The organism is Streptomyces sp. NPDC024632, assembly GCF_055559175.1.
Genome location: NZ_JBVHLD010000020.1, coordinates 1 through 17,569 on the forward strand (window position 1 = coordinate 1; position 17,569 = coordinate 17,569).

A 17,569-nucleotide genomic window follows, 5' to 3' on the forward strand; every position below is an offset into this window, starting at 1 on the left:
GGCAGATCTTCCGCAGATCCCGCGTCAGCCCCAACCGCATGAGCGTCATCACCAAAGCCATCATCACCCTGGAGAAGCAACGCTGAAAATGCTCACTGGGCCGGGGAAGGCGAACCGAGCGACGTGTTCGGCCGCCTGGCCGTGCGTCGGTGGCGCGCACGCTGCCGTGTCGCGGGCGGGGGAATGGTGTTCGGCGGGTCCGCGGCAGGGTCGCCCGCCGTGCCCGAAACACGCGTCATAGGCTGTTTGTTCTTATTTACTGCCGGCCTATGGCGTGTGGGGGGTGCATGGTGACCAGACGGTTCGCGGGAAGCGCGTCGGCCGTGAGCTCCGGCGGTGACGGAGGTGCTGCTGGCGGAGCCGCGGGAATGCCGTTATCGAGGCGGAGGGTCTGTCCGGTGACTAGCGCGCGAAGGGCGGCTTCAACGCGGCGGCGTCCCAGCGGGCGCAGTTGGTCGAGGGCGTCGGGGAGGGGGAGGACGAGCGGGGTGGAGCGGGCGTCGAGCGGGCGGAGCGTGGCCGCCTGGTCCGGGGTGATGGGGGTGGTGGCGAGCAGGTGTACGTGCGTTTGCCGGCGCCGCATCTGTGTGGTGTCGGTGGCCAGCACGCGGATGACCGGCAGACCGGGTCTGCGGCCGAGCATGGCGTGGACGGCTGCCTCGGCCGGTGGCTGGCCCTCGGGCACGGGGCCGCCGGGCAGGATGCAGGGGCCGTTTCCGGGGGCTTGGTTGAGGATGAGCCGACCGTGCTCCACGAAGATCAGCACGGCGGTCCAGCGGATCGGCGGACGCCAGTTGTCATAGCGCGGCTGCGGGGACGGCGGTCGTTGTGCAGTGGCGGGCGGCGATGGTGTCGGCGGCCCGTCCGGTGCTGGCGCGGTCATGAGGCGGCCTGGGCTGTGACGGCGGTGATGAGCTGCGCGAGGTGTGTGGCGGAGCTGGTGCCGGGGATGGGGGCGACGTGGCCGCCGTGCTGGAGCAGCCAGCGTAGGGCGGGTCCAGGACCGGATGTCGTGGTCAGGGTTCCGGCGTCCAGCGGCCGGTAGGGGACGTAGGGGATGGCCAGCTCGCGGCAGAGGTCCACGGCGGGGTCGTGGGGGTGGGCGGTGTTGAGGACGTTCTGCACCGCGGCGACGGTGAGGTGTTCGCGTGATTCGCGGATGGTGTCGGGGGTGACTTTCGACAGGCCGGTGTGCCCGATCTTTCCTTCGTCCTGGAGGTCACGGAGGAGGCCGAGCTGGTCGGCGAGCGGGACGGCGGGGTCGATGCGGTGGAGGTAGCACAGGTCGAGCCGGTCCAGCGCGAGGTGGCGCAGGCTCGATTCGACGTTCGCGCGGAGGTAGGCGGGGTGGCCGGGCTGGCCGGTCTCGACGCCCGCGTCCAGGACCAGGTCCAGCAGCGTCCTCGGCTGTTCGAACAGCGGGTCGCTCAACCCTCCGGTCAGGGCGGCGAGGTTCTCCTGGTGACGGCGGACGACGGTGACGGCGGCGTCCACCGAGACGAGTTCGGCCAGCACCTCAGCGGCCTCCGGATGCCGCATGACCGTCTCCAGCATCCACAGCGCCCTGCCGATCTCCACCAGGGTGCGGTCGGTGGTCGCGGCGACGAACGCGTCCAGGCCGCGCCGGTCGGCGGCCTGCGCCGCGGCGACCTCCACCGCGGTCCGCTGAGCTGCTGCCAGCGCACGCTGGACGTGGCCGAACTCGTCGCCCTGCACCGGATCGGGGAAGACCGCGCGTGCGTCGACCCTCTCACCGGCCCGCAGCCGCGCGACGATCTCCGGCAGCCGGCGGGCACCGTCCTCGGTCTGCCGCCGCAACTGGCCCAGCCGGGCGGAGATCGCGCGCAGCAGCAGCACCAGCAGACCCGCGATCACCGCGACCGCCGCCAGGATGCCCGCCGAGGTCCAGATCACATGGCCGCGGATCTCGTCAGCACGCTGGAAACCATGCCGCAACAGGCCCTGCGTCCGCGCCAGATTGAGCTGGCCGATCTGCTGGCTCACCCGCCCGTACGCCGGACCCCACTGCGACACCGGGGGAAGATCTCCGCCGTCCACGACGCCGTGGTGCGACGGCGCCGCGATCACCTGCTGCTGCGCCCGCTGGAGCACCGCCCAGTCGGCACTGGAGGTGATTGTGTCGTAGAGCGCTTTCTCCGCCCCCGGAAGATACGGCGCGATCCACCGCTCATACATGACCTGCTGCGCGCCGTACGCCTCCGCGAACGCCACCCGGTGCCCGGTGGTCATCCCGCCCGACGCCCTGGCCTGCGTCATCAGCATGTCCTGTTGCGCCAGGGCGTCCGAGGCGTAGAACAGCCCGACGAGCGGGCGCGTCTCCAGCACCAGCGGGCCGTCGTCCATCGCGGAAAGCGCCTGGTAGAACTCGATCAGGCTGGTGATCACGCCGGTGTAGTAGCCCGTGATCTGGTCGGCGTCACCGCTCCGCCCGTCGACCGAGCCCCGGACCTGCGGCAGCCGGTCCAACTCGCCGTAGATGCGCACCACGTGCTCGAAACGGTGGCGCTCATCAGTACGCAGTCGAGTTCCCGACAGTGTCCGGAACTCGGCTGCCCCGGCATCGGTCTTCAACCGCTGTCGGCGCAGAGCCTGTTCCGCGGCCGACGTCGGATGCGCGAGGTAGGCAGCGGTCAGCGTCCGCTCCGCCTGAAGCCCCACAAAGACAGGCAGACTCGCCTCGCCGCCGAGCCGGCCGGTCGTCGAGTCACGGCGCAGGCTCGTCTGCTGCCGCCAGTCAGGGACCGCGACCAGCACTGCCAACACGAGGAACGAGGCAATGGAAACCGTCGCGACGATCACGAGAAGGGCCCGCACCGTCAACGGCGTCCGTAACAACCGCTGGCGTTGGCGCGGCGCCCGATGGGCGGGAGACAGGTCGGGGGTCATGAGTCCTCGTCAGGCGCGGGATTTGGAAGCGCGGAAATTGATGAGGCCCGTCTTGCGACGAGCGGACGGCGGGAAATGTTTGGATGCACCACGATTCCGCTTCGGCTGTTTACCGTCACGGGCAGGAAAACCCAAGAAATCTGGCGACGTACGCAGCCGCTGACCTGCGCACATCCACGCTCGTGGCTGGGATTGTGGACACCTGGGCGCGTGGCTTTCCGGTCAACTCGCCCTCAGGACGGGTGGCATGGGACTACCGTGAAGGCACTATCACTGCGTATTCACACTGGGACTTCGCCATGGCCCACCACAGGACGCCGGGCAACAAGAGGGAACGCGACGCGCTCCGCAGGGAAATGCTTGCTGCCGGATGTACCCGCTCAGACATCGCAACCGAACTGCGGACACGATTCACGTTCCGGCCCCGCGAGGCATGGCGACACGCCCACGGCTGGAGCCTCCAAGAAGCCGCAGACCGTATTAACACCGTTGGCACCGGACGACCTGACGCCGTCGCTGCGGACGCCTCCCTCCTCGGAAAGTGGGAGAAGTGGCCGCTCACAGCTGGGCGCAAGCCCTCGGACGCGGTCCTGCGCCTGATGGCTGCGGCCTACGAGTGCGACGTGTTGGAACTGCTGGACTTTGAGGACCGGAGGGCGATGCCTTCGGCGGCAGCCGCGCGCAGTCCGTCCGGTCCTCAGCCCTCCGCAACGCCTACGCCCGAGCCTCCGGCACGGACCGCGCCCGATCTTCCGACCGGTGCTGTCGCTGTGCGGCGCGCCGCAGAGTAGAGCGCAGCTTGGGCAGCGTGGGCCGAGAGCACCAACGTTGGACAGTACGCACTGGAACAAATCCAAGCTGACGTCCGTACCCTCGCGGCCGACTACCTCGTCGGCGACGCAATCGACGTTTTCACCCGCACCCGGGCCCTGCGTGACACAGTCTTCCGGCTTCTGGAGGGCCACCAGCCGCCCCAGCAGGCCGCAGATCTCTATCTGTGTGCCGGATACGTGTGTGGCCTGATGGCCTGGATGTCCAGTGACCTCGGCCACCTATCCGCCGCCGATACCCACGGGCGTACCGCAATGTTGTGCGGCGAAGCAGTCGGGCTCAATGGACTGAGGGCGTGGACGGCATCGACTCGCTCGAAGATTGCGTTCTGGGACGGTCGGTACCGCGACGCCATCAACCATGCCCGCCGGGGGGCCTCGTACAACCCGCCTGGCACCGTGGAGGCGTTGCTCGCCTGTCAGGAAGCCGACGCCTGGAGCCGCCTCGGCGCTACGGACGAGACCCATGCCGCCTTGCGCCGCGCTGAAGCGGCCCGTGAATCGATCGAGGGCGAAGACGAGATTGGCGGCTTGCTGTCCTGCTCGATCGGCAGGCAGGAGCAGTACGCCGCCGCAGCCCTTCTCCGTATCGGCTCCTACAGCGAGGCGCTAACCCAGGCCGACAGCGCCCTCGGACACCTTCGGGCCCAGCAGGTGCGCGTATACGGCACGGAAGCACAGACCAGCATCAGCCAAGCCATGGCATACGTCGGCCTAAAGAAGCCTGAGGCGATCATGGACAAACTGGAGCCGGTCCTCGAATTGCCGCCCGAGCGGCGCCTAGACACCGTGATCGGCCGTATACGCGACCTCGGATCGATGATGGCGGGTGGTCCGAATGCCCGCGGAGCGGCCAGCGTCAAGGCCCGCGCACACCTTACCGACTGGTGCCAGGACAGCGCTCCTCGACTCCTGGCCCTCTGGCCAGGAGGTGACTCGGCCTGATTGGATCACCCGTCATGACCACAACACCCGAATCCATGATCAACCACTGGTGGTGGCGCCCCGGGTGGCGCAAAGGCCGATCCTTCTACACCTGGCACTTGACCTTCGGCGATCAGGCGGACGTCCAGCGCTTCGCCGCCGAGTACCGTGCGGCCCTCGCGCCCATCGGTGGACTGGACCTCATACCTGACCAGTGGCTCCACCTGACAATGCAAGGAATTGGTTTCGTCGGCGAAGTCTCGGAGGACACTGTCGATGCCATCGCCGAGGCCGCCAAGCCGCGTCTTGGAGCGATACCTCGCTTCGCCATTACCCTCGGCACACCGGTCGTCGACCCGGAGGCGATCCTCGTGCTCGTCCAACCAGCAGACCCCGTAAGGGAGCTGCGGGACGCCATCCGCGCTGCGATCGGCGACGTCCTTCCGGAAGTCCCCGAAAGCTCCAGCGGATTCACTCCGCATGTCTCCGTCGGCTACAGCAACAAAGTCGGCCCGTCAACGCCGTTCACCGAAGCCATCACAAGCTCGAACGTCGCCCCCGCGACAACCAGCGTCACCAACGCGGCTTTGATACGCATCAACCGCGACCACCAGATGTACGAGTGGACAACCATCGCTGAGATCCCACTCGGCTGAACATCACACGTCGGCTGCGCTACCCAGCAACGGACCCAGGGTGCCGATCCGGAGGAGCGAGCAGATTAACTCCGAATCGGCACCTGCTTCACATTTCACTTCGAATAGGTGTCGCCTGACCCGCGAACCGAGGCCTCGCGTCAGTGAGCCTTTTCCATCATGGGTTTGAGCTGGCCAGATGCAGGCTGAGGACGGCTTGGACGAAGGCGGTTATCCGGGTGGTGGAGCACCGGAGTTTGCGCGGGAGTCGCCAGTTCTTGAGGGTCGCCATGGCCTGCTCGACGAGGGCGCGGATTTTCGCGTGGGACCGGTTCACCGCCTGCTGACCGGCAGAGAGGGTCTCCCATCGTCCCCGGTACGGGATGCGGACGGTTCCGCCGGCGCCGCGGTAGCCCTTGTCGGCCCAGCAGGGGATGTCGGCCTGGGCGAGGGCGTCGATGATGCCGTGTTCGCGGGCTGCTCGGATGTCGTGGACGGCGCCGGGCAGGGCCGGTGAGGCCCACAGCAGTCGGCCGGACGGATCGGTGAGGACCTGCACGTTCATGCCGTGTTTCTTGTGCGTCCGCGTACAGGTGCAGCCTGGTGACGCGCTTCGCCGAAACCGGCCGTGCGGTTACCGGCCCTGCGTACGGCATCGCACCACAAGGTGTCAGATGTGGATCTGCGAGACGCTCTGAGCAAGCTGATTCAGGGCGTGAAGGATCCCGTGGCCGAACTTTGTCGGGGCGATCAGCACGCCCAGGACCAGCACAATGACCGCAGACATCTGTTCATCGGTACGGCTCCTGGCCTCAGTGCGGCGGCGCAACCGGAGCACCACGATGACCGTCAGCAGGAGCGTCATGTTGATCGTCAAAGTCACGGTCAGTCCCTCCGCCAGCCGACCCACACATGAGACTTCGGGCGCTGCCCGGCCTCACCGCTCCCGAGCATGAGCGCTGACACGGCCCCTCACCCGGAAAGTGTCCACACCGCCTTGAGTCCGTCAGAAAGTGGCCGATACCGCCCTCTTGAGCGAGGACACCGGTCGGCAGTCAACTGCCCGATCGCCCCAAGGCGTAAGGGCAACGCGACAAGTCCGCCAGCCGCTACGCGGCTGGCGGACTTGTCGCGTTGCCAGCGGTCAGGAAGCCGACGTGGGCCGACGCTTCCGCATGGCTAGCCCCAGGATGCCAAGTACCGCTCCCAAAGCGAGGATTCCTATGCCCATCCCCCGCTCGACGCCGCCGTTGGCTGCGGCAGCCACCGCTGCGCCGGCCGCTATGAGAATGACGGCTGCGACGATCACGATCATGGCGGACTTACCTGTCACTGGGTTTCCTCTCTAGCCGGTCAGGTATACATGGCGATTCCGTAGCCGATCAGGAATCCTCCTGCTGCCACGGCGAGGACGCCGACGCAACTCCAGCCGCTCACAGCGGCCGGATATTCAGTGCGGCCCGGAGCAGACGTCTGCTGGCCGACAGCCCAGTCGCCGGTCGCGGCCGGCGCAGGGCGGGGCCCTGTCCGAAGCATAAACCGGACCGGGGCATATCCGACAGCATGCGATTCAGGCGACCGCAACCTGGCCTGCTGCTCGCATTCCGCAACGGAACACGGTTTACCTACGTGGGGCGGCACAAGGCCGCTTATCCCGCCTGCCTCCGGGAACCCCTTCCCTGCAGGCTTTTCCCATGATTCTTTCTTCGGCGGGCCACCTTTTCCGTTGCAGGCTTATGGGGCGCCAGACAAAATCTGGCGCCCCATAATTCTTCTATCACACGATCTCACTACAGCGAGTCGTCAGCGCTCCAATTCAGTTGACCGTGTGCGGGCCAGTCGCCGGACAGTGAGGACGAGGGCGACGGTCACGATGGCGACTACAAGGGAAACCCACCAAATGACTGGATGGTCGGTTGCGTTGGGCGATGTGGTCACCATCGCGATGCCCGCCGCCACCAGGACCAACACCATCAAGCTTGATGACATTACAAGCTTCGTCATGCAGGCTCCGCGACGCACTGGCTCCGAGTCTTCCTATCCCCAATGTGCGGTGTGTTGGGCCTGCAGTGGGCTGCCGGGACTTCACTGTCGGGCCACTGAATCTTTCGAGATCAGGCTGATTGTCGGTTTTTTGAGATCCTCACGTAAAGGATTCCGGAAACCAGCCCAGCCGCGCCGAAAACGAGAGCGGACTGCCATACTGGCCAATCGAATGCTCCTACGGAAGTGGCGATGACTCCCGCAACTGAGGTTGCAATCCCGCATGCAATGACGCGGATAATTCTCCGCTTTTTATCCTCGTCGTTCACTAGTCCCTCCATAGCATGAGCTTAGGCGAAAAATCCGCCGGTGAGAGCGCCAACGAGTCCACCCAGCGCTCCGTTCACTCGCTCTTCCTCGCCTCCTCCGGCCACCGTGGCGCCCAGGCCCCCACCTGCTGCACCCCACAGTCCAGCAGTCACCACCGTTGCTGCCATGCAGCCGATTCCTCCCGTACCGACGCACGCTGCGCCTACCAACGCACCTGCTGCCACGCCCGTGAGAGTCCCTGCTGCGACGCCCACTGCATCGGCGAACGTGAATGTGCCGTTGGGGTCGGTGTGGTTGATGGGGTCGTTGCCGAAGGCGGCGTAGGGGTTGGTTTCCTGGCCGGAGGGGTCGGTCTGGGTGAAGCGGGTGATGGCGGGGTCGTAGTAGCGGGCGCCCATTTTGTACAGGCCGGTGGGGTCGAGGTAGGCGCCTTGGAAGCGGTAGGGCTGGGTGAGGGTGCCGGTGGCGCTTCGGGATTTTCCGGCGGGGGTGTAGGTGTAGCCGGCCACGCGGGCGCCGGTGTTGTCGACCAGGCCGAGAACGGATCCGGCTGCATCGGTGAGGTAGTAGTAGTTCTTTCCCCCGGTCCTCATGGAGTTGAGTGTGCCCCCGGGCTCGCGGGTGAATCCGGTGTCCACGCCGGCGGTGGTGGAAGCGGCGAGCCCTTCGGGGCCGTTGTGGAAGCTGGTGGTGTTGAAGCGGGTGCGTTCGCCGTTGTCGGTGCCGGCGTAGTCCGCGGTGTAGGAGGTGCCCCCGACGGTGAGGGAGGTGAGCTGGTTGAAGTCCGACCAGGCTTCGCCGGTGCGTGCGCCGACGGGCGAGGCGCCGTTGGTTTCGTCGCCTGCGCTGTCATACGTCCAAGCGTTGGGGTCGAGGCTGTGCGGGTCGGTGAGCTGGGACGCGTCGTTGTAGGCGTAGTCGAAAATGGTGGCGTCGGCGCAGGTGCTGGAAGCGGTGGCGGTGGTGTCGGTGTCGGTCAGGTTGCCGGCCGCGTCGTGGCAGTACAGCCATCCGGCGGTGCGAGTGCCGGCTGAGTTGGTCTCCACCGTGCGGTATGCCTGGTCCTGGGAGTCGTAGGCGTAGGTCTGTGTGGTGCCGGCGACGTTGTCGGCGCGGGTGTGGATCAGGGCACCGTCGGTACCGGAGGGACCGGAGGTGTAGGTGTAGGCGAGATCGACCAGCGTCGTCGAACCGGCCTTGGCGGTGATCGACTTGGGGCGGCTGGAGTTGTCCGGGACGATGGTCTCGGTGGTGCCGCCGGGGTAGGCGACGGAGGTCAGCACGTCGTCGTTGTTGTAGGTGTACGTGGTGGTCGAGCCGGAGGGGTCTTTGAGGGTGTGGAGGTTGTTGGCGGCGTCGTAGCCGTAGATGACCTGGCCGGTGGGGTCGGTGTAGGTGGCGACGTTGCCGGCCGGGTCGTAGGTCAGCAGCGTCGTGGAGGTGTCGGGCAGCGTGCGCAGCGATTCGCGGTTCAGGGCGTCCGGCTGGTAGGTCGTAGTGCCGGTGGCGTCGGTGCGGGAGGTCCGGTTGCCGTCACCGTCGAAGACGTACACCACGTTCGCGCCGCCGGAGGTGGCCACATTGGTGGTGCGGTCGCGGCCGTCGTAGGTGTAGGTGGTGGTGATGTTGCGGCCGTCGGTGGCGGTGTGCGGGCGGCCGAGCGCGTCGTAGGTGTAGGTGGTGGCGCCGAGCGGTGCGGGCGGGGTGACCTTGTCCAGATTGCCGCTGGTGTCGTAGTGGAACGACGTCGTCTTGCCGTTCGCGTCCTTGGCGGTGCAGCGCTGGCCCTTGAAACCGCCGCAGGACGGGGTCGCGTCGTTGTAGGTGTACGAGCGGGACGCGGCCGCGTCGCCGGTCACCGAGACGGTCTTGGTGTTGCCGGCGGTGTCGTAGGAGTAGCTGGTCTTGTTGCCCTGTGCGTCGGTGAAGTCCGGCGGCACGTCCACACCCGCGATCGTGGAGTACTGTCCGAACGCGGCCGAGGCGCCGGTCGGCAGCCCCACCGAGGACGGGTTGTTGCGGGCGTCGAACCCGTAGACGGTGACGTTGCCGCCGGTCCCGCCAGTGCCCATGGCGTCGGTTGCGGTCTTGACGTTGTGGTTCGAGTCGTACGTCGTCGACCGTGAGTGCGTCAGAGCATCGGTGACCTTGGTGACCGTGCCGTCGGTGTTCACGGTGTAGGTGGTGGCGTGGGTGTTGGGGTCGGTAGCCGTGGTGGTGCCTGCGGCGCCGACGGCGGCGGAGTAGGCGTAGGTCCAGGTGGGGCCGGTGTTCGCGGCGGTGTCGGTGATCCGCTGAACGGAACGCACCCGGTTCGAGGAGTCGTAGGAGATCCGGGTGATGTTGCCGTCCGGGCTGGTGATCTTGTTGATCCGGAACGAGCCGTCGGACAGCGACTCGTAGCCGAAGACGGTTGCGCCGTCTGCGGTGTCGGTGGTTTTGACGAGGTTGCCGTATCCGTCGGTGTCGTACTTGGCGTACCGGCCGGTGTTGTCGGTCGCCCGCCACTGCGTGGTGTTGTACGGCGCCAGGTCGACGGACCGCCCGGTGCGGTCCTCGGTGAGCTTGTAGCCGCCGCCCGAGTGCTGGGTGACGGTGATGGTGGCGCCGTTGCGGTCGGTGACCTTCGTCAGCACGCCGGCGGAGCTGTAGGTGTCCTTGGAGCCGGACTTGCGGCTGGTGAGGGAGTAGGTGCCGTCGCTGTTCTTGACCAGGTCCTGGGAGTATCCCGCCGGGGTGGTGTAGGCGCTGCCGGTGCCGACGGTGAAGTGGGCGCTGCCGCCGGTGGAATCAATGACGTAGACGTCCGTACCGGAGATCTGCAGGCGCCGGTCGTAGCTCGCCCACCAGCGGGTGCCGAGTGTGCCGCCGACCCCGGTGAACGAGGAGTAGGTCCGGGTCAGTTGCAGCCGGTCACCGGCTCCGGCGATGTCGAAGTCGGTGCCCGCCAGCAGGAAGTCACCCGACGACAGGTCGACCCGGGCTACCAGCGAGTCCGTCAGGCGGGTGTCGGAGTACTGGTGCCACGGCACCTGCCCCTGGCCCGACGGCGGCGCCGCAAGCGGGCTGACCGTCTGGCTCCCGGCGGCGCCGCGCGCCCGGCGAGCGGAGGCGCCCGCCGACGCCGCAGCCGTCAGGTGCGTGTCGGAGGGCACCGGCCGGTTGGTGCCCACCGGAATCGACGGAACGCTGACCTGGTGACGGTGACCCCAGACTGAAGCGGGATCGGCCGGCGCGGCCTCGGCGGTAGCGGCGCTCAGCGGGATTCCTGCAGCGGCAACGGCGAGAACCGTTGACGCTGCGGCGAGGCTCCAGCGTGAGCGGCGGCGGGCATGCGAAATCGCGCCCGCCGTGGGCTTGTTGCTCATCTTCCCCCCATGGAAAGAGTCCCTGGCAGCCCCAGCGGCTCCCAGGAGAAGCCACAACCTGTCATGGTCACGTGACCGTGTGCTACCGCTTTTTATCGATCCTCAGTTTGATAAGCGATTTTCGGCCAAGCGGGAGCTTCCGCCGGAGGTGGCGCGGGTGCTGGGCTGGGTGGCGAAGGCGTCCCGGCCGCTGGCGGAGGTGAAGGAGCCGGTGGTGGTGCGGGAGGTGCTGGACTCCTTCAAGCTGCGGCTGGACGGGAAGGCGGCTGCCGGGGCGACGGTGCGCCGCAAGCGGAAGACGTTCGTGGCGGCCCTGAACTACGCAGTGGACCGGGGGGACTTCGTGGAGAACCCGGTGCACGGGGTGAAGTGGGAGAAGCCGAAGGTGGCCGCCGAGGTCGATCCGCGGGTGGTGGCCAACCCCGCCCAGGCCGTCTCGCTCCTGACGGCCGTCTCCTATGTCGGGGGCTATCACCGGGCCCGGGGGCGGCGGCTGGTGGGGCTGTTCGGCGCCATGTACTACGCGGGGCTCCGCCCGGCGGAGGCCATCGGGCTGTCCGAGGACGACTGCACCCTGCCGGCGCGTGGGTGGGGAAGCGCTACTCTGCATCGGACCCGCCCGACGGCGGGCAAGCGGTGGACGGACTCCGGTGAGGTCCATGACGACCGGGGGTTGAAGAACCGGGCTGCGGAGGACACCCGGGTGGTGCCGCTGCCGCCCCGCCTCGTGGTGAGCTTGAAGGAGAGCATCCGGACGCACGGCGTGGCGGAGGACGGGCGGCTGTTCTTCAACGAGCGGCGCGGAGTCCTGGGCTCCTCCACCTACGACCGGGTCTGGCACGACGCCAGGCACTTCGGGCTGCCGCCGCGCCTGGTGCGCTCCCCGCTGGCCCACCGGCCCTACGACCTGCGGCACTCGGCCCTGTCCAACTGGCTGAACGCCGGAGTCGACCCGACCGAGGTCGCCGAGCGGGCCGGCAACAGCGTCGAGGTCCTCCTCGCCCGTTACGCTAAGTGCCTTTACGGCAGGCGCGAGATCGCCAACCAGCGCATCGAGGCCCTGCTGGACGAGTACAACTAGCACCTTCCCAACGACCTGCCGCGGCCCTGGACACCTGTCCGGGGCCGCACCCGTTTCGGTGTCTTCCGGCGAACCGTGCCGCGATTTCGCGTCACAAATGCGTCACGCGGTCCGGCCTGGAGGTGCTTTTGGCTGCCTGTAGTGGCCTAGACCTGCTGCCCAAGCAAAAACCCTCTGATCAGACGTTCTGCCTGATCAGAGGGTTTTCTAGGCACTTGACCTGCGAGAAGTCGAAGGTGCCCCCGGCAGGATTCGAACCTGCGCACACGTCCGGAGGACGTTGCTCTAACGCCCGCGGTCGAGGTCGACGAGATGCGCTGGGCGTGGTCGTGTCCAGAGCCGTCTGGTGGAATTTTTGTGGGGTCCGCGGGCTCCTTATAGCCCAGAAAATACCGTCAGGCAAAACGCGTTTCCTGTGGATCATTGGTGATGTCCCCGGTGCCCACGTAACTGTTTCCGAGGGCGCATGCCAATAGTCGCTGAGTTGCTGTTGTACGAAGGAGAATATGAGCCGTCCTCCCGCGCTCAAGCTCGCCGAAGTCTTGGCGGAGATCCGGATGAGCCCGTCTGCGTTCTATCGGCTACGTGCCAGGAACCTAGCACCGCGCATGATCAAACTACCGAATGGTGAACTACGCTGCAGGCGGGCCGACCTGGACGCCTGGTGGAGAGCATGCGAGGAGAGCCCCCAGAGTTGGTGATGAGCTATAAGGTACGGTTCTGGGAGATCCGCGAGCGTCCCGACCGGCGCAAGGGCTTCGAGGTCCGCTGGACCGTCAACGGCCACGAGAAATCCGAGTCCTTCCTGACTAAAGGGCTGGCTGAGAGCCGGCGCTCGAAGCTTATGACGTCTGCTCGTGATGGTGAACCCTTCGATCAGGAATCGGGACTTCCCGCCTCAGAGGTCCGGGCCGCCAGGCAACAGAAGACCTGGTACAGCCTGGCCCACGACTACATGGATCAGCGGTGGACCCGCACGCCCGGCAACACTCGCCGAACTCTGGCCGATGCTCTGGCTACCGTAACCCCCGCATTCGTGCGCTCTGGTAGTGCCTATACAGATCCCCGTGTGCTGAGGCGCGCGCTGTACTCGTGGGGGTTCAACAAGAACGCCTGGAGCACGGACCCGCCTGACGAATGGCGTGACGCGCTGACCTGGCTGGAACGACACTCGGTCCCGGTGAGCGAACTGATGGATCCTGATGTCCTGCGACGGGGTCTGGACAGTTTGTCGTTCAAGCTAGACGGGAATCCAGCTGCACCCAAGACCGTTAAGCGCAAAAAAGCCGCGGTGAACGAGGTTTTCTCTGCGGCTGTGGAGCGCGGGTACTTCGTACAGAATCCCATGGCCGGTCTGCGCTGGACGCCCCCGGGCCACGTTGATGAAGTCGATCCGGACTGCGTCCCGAACCCCCATCAAGTCGCGCGCCTCCTCGCTGCGGTCGGGACGCAGAAGGGGCGGGGTCCCCACTTGGAAGCATTCTTCGGTTGCATGTACTACGCCGCAATGCGCCCTTCGGAGGTCATCCACCTTCAGCTCTCGCAGTGCATGCTGCCCACGACGGGATGGGGACTGCTCAACCTGAAAGGAGGAGTCGTCATCGCAGGGAAGGGCTGGTCCAACGACGGCTCCGTGCACGAGGTCCACTCTTTGAAGCGGCGCGCCGCCAACGCCACCCGGCCCGTGCCCATTCCACCGGACTTCGTCGCCACCTTGCGTGCACACGTGCATCGGTTCGGCGTGGCAGACGACGGGCGGATATTCCGGAACTCGGCTGGTGGCTACGTCGACGCCGGCGCCTATGGAGTCACCTGGGCCAGAGCGCGGGCTGCTGCGCTGACACTGGATGAACAGGCTCTGCGGTTGGCGAAGCGGCCCTACGACCTGCGGCATGCAGGAATCTCCTTCTGGCTCGCCTCAGGCGTTGACCCTGCCGAGTGCGCCCGACGCGCTGGGCAGAGCATCCAGGTCATGTTCGGCTACTACGCGAAGTTCCTCGCGGGAGCGCAGGATTACGCCAACGGCCGCATCGAGGAGTCCATGCGCCGCTGGGCGGACACAGAAGAGGCCGCCGACAAGGGGCCTCAGGGAATCCGGCCCGGAAATGCCCCGGAACAGCTGGTCAGAGGTGGGAGACCAGTGGGAGATATCGGGAGAATACCGGGCACCGCGCCTCGGCGCCGCTGATGGCGTTAATGTGGTGCCTGATCTGACGAACGTCCAGGTCAGGCACCACATTTCGCGGTTTTAGAAGAAGCCGAGTTTCTTCGGGGAGTACGAGACCAAGAGGTTTTTGGTCTGCTGGTAGTGCTCGAGCATCATCTTGTGGTTCTCGCGGCCGATGCCGGAATTCTTGTAGCCGCCGAAGGCCGCGTGGGCCGGGTAGGCGTGGTAGCAGTTGGTCCAGACGCGGCCCGCCTTGATCTCGCGGCCGAGCCGGTAGGCGGTGTTGCCGTCGCGGGTCCAGACGCCCGCGCCGAGGCCGTACAGGGTGTCGTTGGCGAGCTTGAGGGCCTCGTCGGTGGAGTCGAAGGTGGTGACCGAGACGACCGGGCCGAAGATCTCCTCCTGGAAGATCCGCATGTTGTTGGTGCCGCGGAAGATCGTCGGCTCGATGTAGAAGCCGCCCTCCAGGCCGGGGACAGTACGGCTGGTGCCGCCGGTCAGGACCTCGGCGCCCTCCTGCTTGCCGATGTCGAAGTACGACAGGATCTTCTCGTACTGGTCGTTGCTGGCCTGGGCACCGAGCATGGTCGCCGGGTCCAGCGGGTCGCCGCCGACGATGGCGCGGGTCCGCTCCAGACAGCGGGCCATGAACTCGTCGTAGATCGAGGAGTGGATCAGCGCGCGGGACGGACAGGTGCAGACCTCGCCCTGGTTGAGGGCGAACATCACGAAGCCCTCGATCGCCTTGTCGAGGTAGTCGTCGTCCGCGGCCATCACGTCCGGCAGGAAGATGTTCGGGCTCTTGCCGCCCAGCTCCAGCGTCACCGGGATGATGTTCTCGCTGGCGTACTGCATGATCAGCCGCCCGGTCGTGGTCTCACCGGTGAAGGCCACCTTCGCCACCCGCGGGCTCGACGCGAGCGGCTTGCCCGCCTCCACGCCGAATCCGTTGACGACGTTGAGCACACCGGCGGGCAGCAGGTCGGCGATCAGCTCGATGACGACCAACAGGCTGACCGGAGTCTGCTCGGCGGGCTTGATGACCACGCAGTTGCCCGCGGCCAGCGCCGGCGCGAGCTTCCATGTGGCCATCAGGATCGGGAAGTTCCACGGGATGATCTGGCCGACCACGCCCAACGGCTCGTGGTAGTGGTACGCGACGGTGTCGGCGTCGATCTCCGAGATGCTGCCCTCCTGGGCGCGCAGCGCTCCCGCGAAGTAGCGGAAGTGGTCCACCGCCAGCGGCAGGTCGGCGGCCAGCGTCTCGCGGACCGGCTTGCCGTTCTCCCACGTCTCGGCCACCGCCAGCCGTTCGAGGTTCTCCTCGATCCGGTCGGCGATCTTGTTGAGGATGTTCGCCCGCTCCGTGGCCGAGGTGCGGCCCCACGGACCGGCGGCCGCGTGCGCGGCGTCCAGGGCCAGCTCGATGTCCGGCGCGGTGGACCGCGCGACCTGGCAGAAGGTCTCACCGGTCACCGGGGACGGGTTGTCGAAATACTGTCCCTCGGCCGGTGCGACCCAGTCGCCCCCGATGAAGTTGTCGTACCGCTGGGCGAAGCTGACAATGCTGCCCTCGGTGCCTGGCTGCGCATAGACCATGGCGGCGCTCCTCGGTGTACCGGTGTGCGGGTTACGGTGTCAGCACTCACTGTGGTGGCCCGAGGTTGGCAAAAGGTTGGCGGCGCGGGGCCTGTGCGGACGCCGGGGCACGCAAGGTTGGCGGCGCGGGACCTGTGCGGACGCCGGGGCGCGCGGGCGCCGCTTCCCGCACGGCCGGTGACCGTCGCGTCAGCTCCGCAGCGCCGCGTTCAGCCGGCTCGCCGCGATCCCGCGCCGCGCGTCGCCGGGACCGAGCAGCCGCAGCGCGTGCTCGTGCACGGCGGCGTCGTACGGCGCCCGCTCCCCGTACCGCAGCGCGTGCTCGGGGCGGGTGTCGGCGAGCACCGCCTCGCGGACCACCACTTCCAGATGCTCGCGCCAGGCCACGATGCCCGGCGCCTCCGACATCGGCAGCAGCGGCCCGCGGTAGTGGCCGACGGCCGCCGCGATGTCACCGCACTCCAGCGCCCGCAGCACCTCGGCCGCGTCGCAGCTCACCGGCACCGTCAGCGCGTACCGCCTGGTCGCTACCCCGCCGTTCAGCGCGCGCCGCAGATGCGACAGTTCGGCCTTGAACGTGGACGCGGTCACGCAGCGGTCGCCGTACAGCGACGCCCGCAGCCGGTCGGGCGCGAAGCCCTCGGGCTCCAGGGCGAGCAGCGTCAGGATCTCCAGTTGGCGCGGCGGCAGATGCAGCGGCTCACCGTCGCTGCTGGCCTGCGCCGTACCGAGGCAGCGCAGTTCGAGACCGGCGGGTCGCTGCGGCTCCGGAGCGCCGTCCAGTAGCCGGGCCTCGATGGCGGAGGCCAGGGTGCGTACGGTCGGCAGGGCCAGCGGGTGCGAGCGGTCCCAGGTGGTGGAGAGGTCGAGGACGCCCAGCACCCGGCCGTCGGGGGCGTGGATGGGCGCGCAGTAACAGACCCAGCCGTGCAGGGCGGCGACCAGGTGCTCGGCGGAGAAGACCGTGCTCGGGCGGCCGGTGCGCAGCGCCAGGGAAAGCGCGTTGGTGCCCATCGCGCGCTCGTCCCACCGCCCGCCCGGCGCGAAATTGACCCGCTCCGCCCTGCGCCGCATCAGCCTGCCGCCGCACGTCCACAGGATCGTGCCGGACTCGTCGGTCACCGCCGCGACGAAACCCGCGTCCTCGGCGATGCTGTGCAGTTCCCCCGACAGGTCGGCGACCGGCGCGCGCAGCGGCGAACCCTTCCACCGCGGATGGACCGCGCCGTCCTCGGAGACCGGCGCGCTGTCCCGCGCGGGATCCACCGTGCCGACGCTGCGCACCCAGGAGTCGGTGACCTCACGGCGCAGCGGCGCCGGGCCCGCCGGATAGCCCCCCGCCGACCTCAACTGCGGTACGCGGCGGGCCCATTCGTTTTCCAGTACGGTCCTGCGGTGCTGGAGCGCACCCTGCTCTGCCATGGCCTTCCCGACTTCTGTGTCGTCTTCGTCGTCGACATGGATGTCCGGGCACTGCCGGGTGCCACCTCGTAGGGGAGGCGGCGTGATCCGCATCATAATCGGACACCTCGCCCGCAGGAAGGCTGTTCGCGGCAGTCCGCACCGCGTTCGAGTCCGGTCGGCAACAGAACGGCACGGGCCGCTCAGGCCGCTCGTACCGCTCGCGCGCCTCGTACGGCTCCCAGGACGCGACGGAGGGGGGGGGGGGGGGGGGGGGGGGGGGGGGGGGGGGGGGCGGGGGGGTGGGGGGAGGGGGGGGGGGGGGGGCGGGGGGGGGGGGGAGG

11 protein-coding genes and 3 pseudogenes are annotated in these 17,569 nt (G+C 67.7%); 6 read left to right on the top strand and 8 right to left on the bottom strand.

Annotated elements, in window-relative coordinates; all coding sequences use genetic code 11:
* A pseudogene (locus ACZ37P_RS32075) lies at positions 1-86 on the top strand (IS5/IS1182 family transposase); the annotation flags it as partial.
* Positions 87-256: 170 nt separating this feature from the next.
* Here ACZ37P_RS32075 and ACZ37P_RS32080 read toward each other — a convergent pair.
* Positions 257-883, bottom strand: coding sequence for an NUDIX hydrolase (locus ACZ37P_RS32080; protein ID WP_467349863.1), 627 nt, complete (start codon positions 881-883; stop codon positions 257-259).
* Positions 880-2,784 (bottom strand): aldo/keto reductase, encoded by a 1,905-nt coding sequence (locus ACZ37P_RS32085; RefSeq protein ID WP_467349865.1) that lies wholly within the window; start codon positions 2,782-2,784, stop codon positions 880-882. The genes ACZ37P_RS32080 and ACZ37P_RS32085 overlap by 4 nt, the downstream gene beginning before the upstream one ends.
* Positions 2,785-3,938: 1,154 nt before the next feature.
* Here ACZ37P_RS32085 and ACZ37P_RS32090 point away from each other — a divergent pair.
* The gene (locus ACZ37P_RS32090; protein WP_467349867.1) at positions 3,939-4,682 is read left to right on the top strand and encodes an XRE family transcriptional regulator; all 744 of its coding nucleotides are present in this window, start codon (positions 3,939-3,941) and stop codon (positions 4,680-4,682) included.
* Between the two features lie 14 nt (positions 4,683-4,696).
* Positions 4,697-5,317, top strand: a complete 621-nt coding sequence (locus ACZ37P_RS32095) for a 2'-5' RNA ligase family protein (RefSeq protein ID WP_467349869.1) — start codon at positions 4,697-4,699, stop codon at positions 5,315-5,317.
* 157 nt (positions 5,318-5,474) lie between these two features.
* Here the strand turns inward: ACZ37P_RS32095 and ACZ37P_RS32100 are convergent.
* The 4 genes and pseudogenes from ACZ37P_RS32100 to ACZ37P_RS32115 all read right to left on the bottom strand — a co-directional run.
* Positions 5,475-5,876 (bottom strand): annotated as a pseudogene (locus tag ACZ37P_RS32100) (transposase family protein); the annotation flags it as partial.
* A gap of 90 nt (positions 5,877-5,966) precedes the next feature.
* On the bottom strand, positions 5,967-6,161 hold the full coding sequence (locus ACZ37P_RS32105) for a hypothetical protein (RefSeq protein WP_467349997.1): 195 nt from the start codon (positions 6,159-6,161) through the stop codon (positions 5,967-5,969).
* A gap of 938 nt (positions 6,162-7,099) precedes the next feature.
* Positions 7,100-7,300 carry a hypothetical protein gene (locus ACZ37P_RS32110; RefSeq protein ID WP_467349871.1) on the bottom strand — a complete coding sequence of 67 codons (201 nt, stop codon included), beginning with the start codon at positions 7,298-7,300 and terminating at the stop codon, positions 7,100-7,102.
* Between the two features lie 329 nt (positions 7,301-7,629).
* Positions 7,630-10,764: an RHS repeat-associated core domain-containing protein gene (locus ACZ37P_RS32115; RefSeq protein WP_467349872.1), complete on the bottom strand. Its 3,135-nt coding sequence runs from the start codon at positions 10,762-10,764 to the stop codon at positions 7,630-7,632.
* Positions 10,765-11,104: 340 nt separating this feature from the next.
* Between ACZ37P_RS32115 and ACZ37P_RS32120 the strand changes: the two are divergent.
* The 3 genes and pseudogenes from ACZ37P_RS32120 to ACZ37P_RS32130 all read left to right on the top strand — a co-directional run.
* Positions 11,105-12,058: pseudogene (locus ACZ37P_RS32120) on the top strand (tyrosine-type recombinase/integrase); the annotation flags it as partial.
* A gap of 506 nt (positions 12,059-12,564) precedes the next feature.
* Complete coding sequence (locus ACZ37P_RS32125; RefSeq protein ID WP_467349874.1) at positions 12,565-12,759, top strand: helix-turn-helix transcriptional regulator; 195 nt, start codon at positions 12,565-12,567, stop codon at positions 12,757-12,759.
* On the top strand, positions 12,759-14,246 hold the full coding sequence (locus ACZ37P_RS32130; RefSeq protein WP_467349998.1) for a tyrosine-type recombinase/integrase: 1,488 nt from the start codon (positions 12,759-12,761) through the stop codon (positions 14,244-14,246). Before ACZ37P_RS32125 ends, ACZ37P_RS32130 begins: the two co-directional genes overlap by 1 nt.
* 60 nt (positions 14,247-14,306) lie before the next feature.
* Here the strand turns inward: ACZ37P_RS32130 and adh are convergent, their stop codons facing one another.
* Positions 14,307-15,824 (bottom strand): aldehyde dehydrogenase, encoded by a 1,518-nt coding sequence (gene adh, locus ACZ37P_RS32135; protein WP_188283206.1) that lies wholly within the window; start codon positions 15,822-15,824, stop codon positions 14,307-14,309.
* Between the two features lie 189 nt (positions 15,825-16,013).
* Entirely contained in the window at positions 16,014-17,246 is a 1,233-nt protein-coding gene (locus ACZ37P_RS32140) for a GAF domain-containing protein (RefSeq protein WP_355335078.1), read from the bottom strand.
* Between the last annotated feature and the right edge of the window lie 323 nt (positions 17,247-17,569).

Coding starts and splice junctions, on each gene's coding strand:
- ACZ37P_RS32080 (WP_467349863.1), bottom strand. CDS start 883: ATGACCGCGCCAGCACCGGACGGGCCGCCGACACCATCGCCGCCCGCC.
- ACZ37P_RS32090 (WP_467349867.1), top strand. CDS start 3,939: ATGTCCAGTGACCTCGGCCACCTATCCGCCGCCGATACCCACGGGCGT.
- ACZ37P_RS32095 (WP_467349869.1), top strand. CDS start 4,697: ATGACCACAACACCCGAATCCATGATCAACCACTGGTGGTGGCGCCCC.
- ACZ37P_RS32105 (WP_467349997.1), bottom strand. CDS start 6,161: ATGACGCTCCTGCTGACGGTCATCGTGGTGCTCCGGTTGCGCCGCCGC.
- ACZ37P_RS32110 (WP_467349871.1), bottom strand. CDS start 7,300: ATGACGAAGCTTGTAATGTCATCAAGCTTGATGGTGTTGGTCCTGGTG.
- ACZ37P_RS32125 (WP_467349874.1), top strand. CDS start 12,565: ATGAGCCGTCCTCCCGCGCTCAAGCTCGCCGAAGTCTTGGCGGAGATC.
- ACZ37P_RS32130 (WP_467349998.1), top strand. CDS start 12,759: ATGAGCTATAAGGTACGGTTCTGGGAGATCCGCGAGCGTCCCGACCGG.
- adh (WP_188283206.1), bottom strand. CDS start 15,824: ATGGTCTATGCGCAGCCAGGCACCGAGGGCAGCATTGTCAGCTTCGCC.
- ACZ37P_RS32140 (WP_355335078.1), bottom strand. CDS start 17,246: ATGGCAGAGCAGGGTGCGCTCCAGCACCGCAGGACCGTACTGGAAAAC.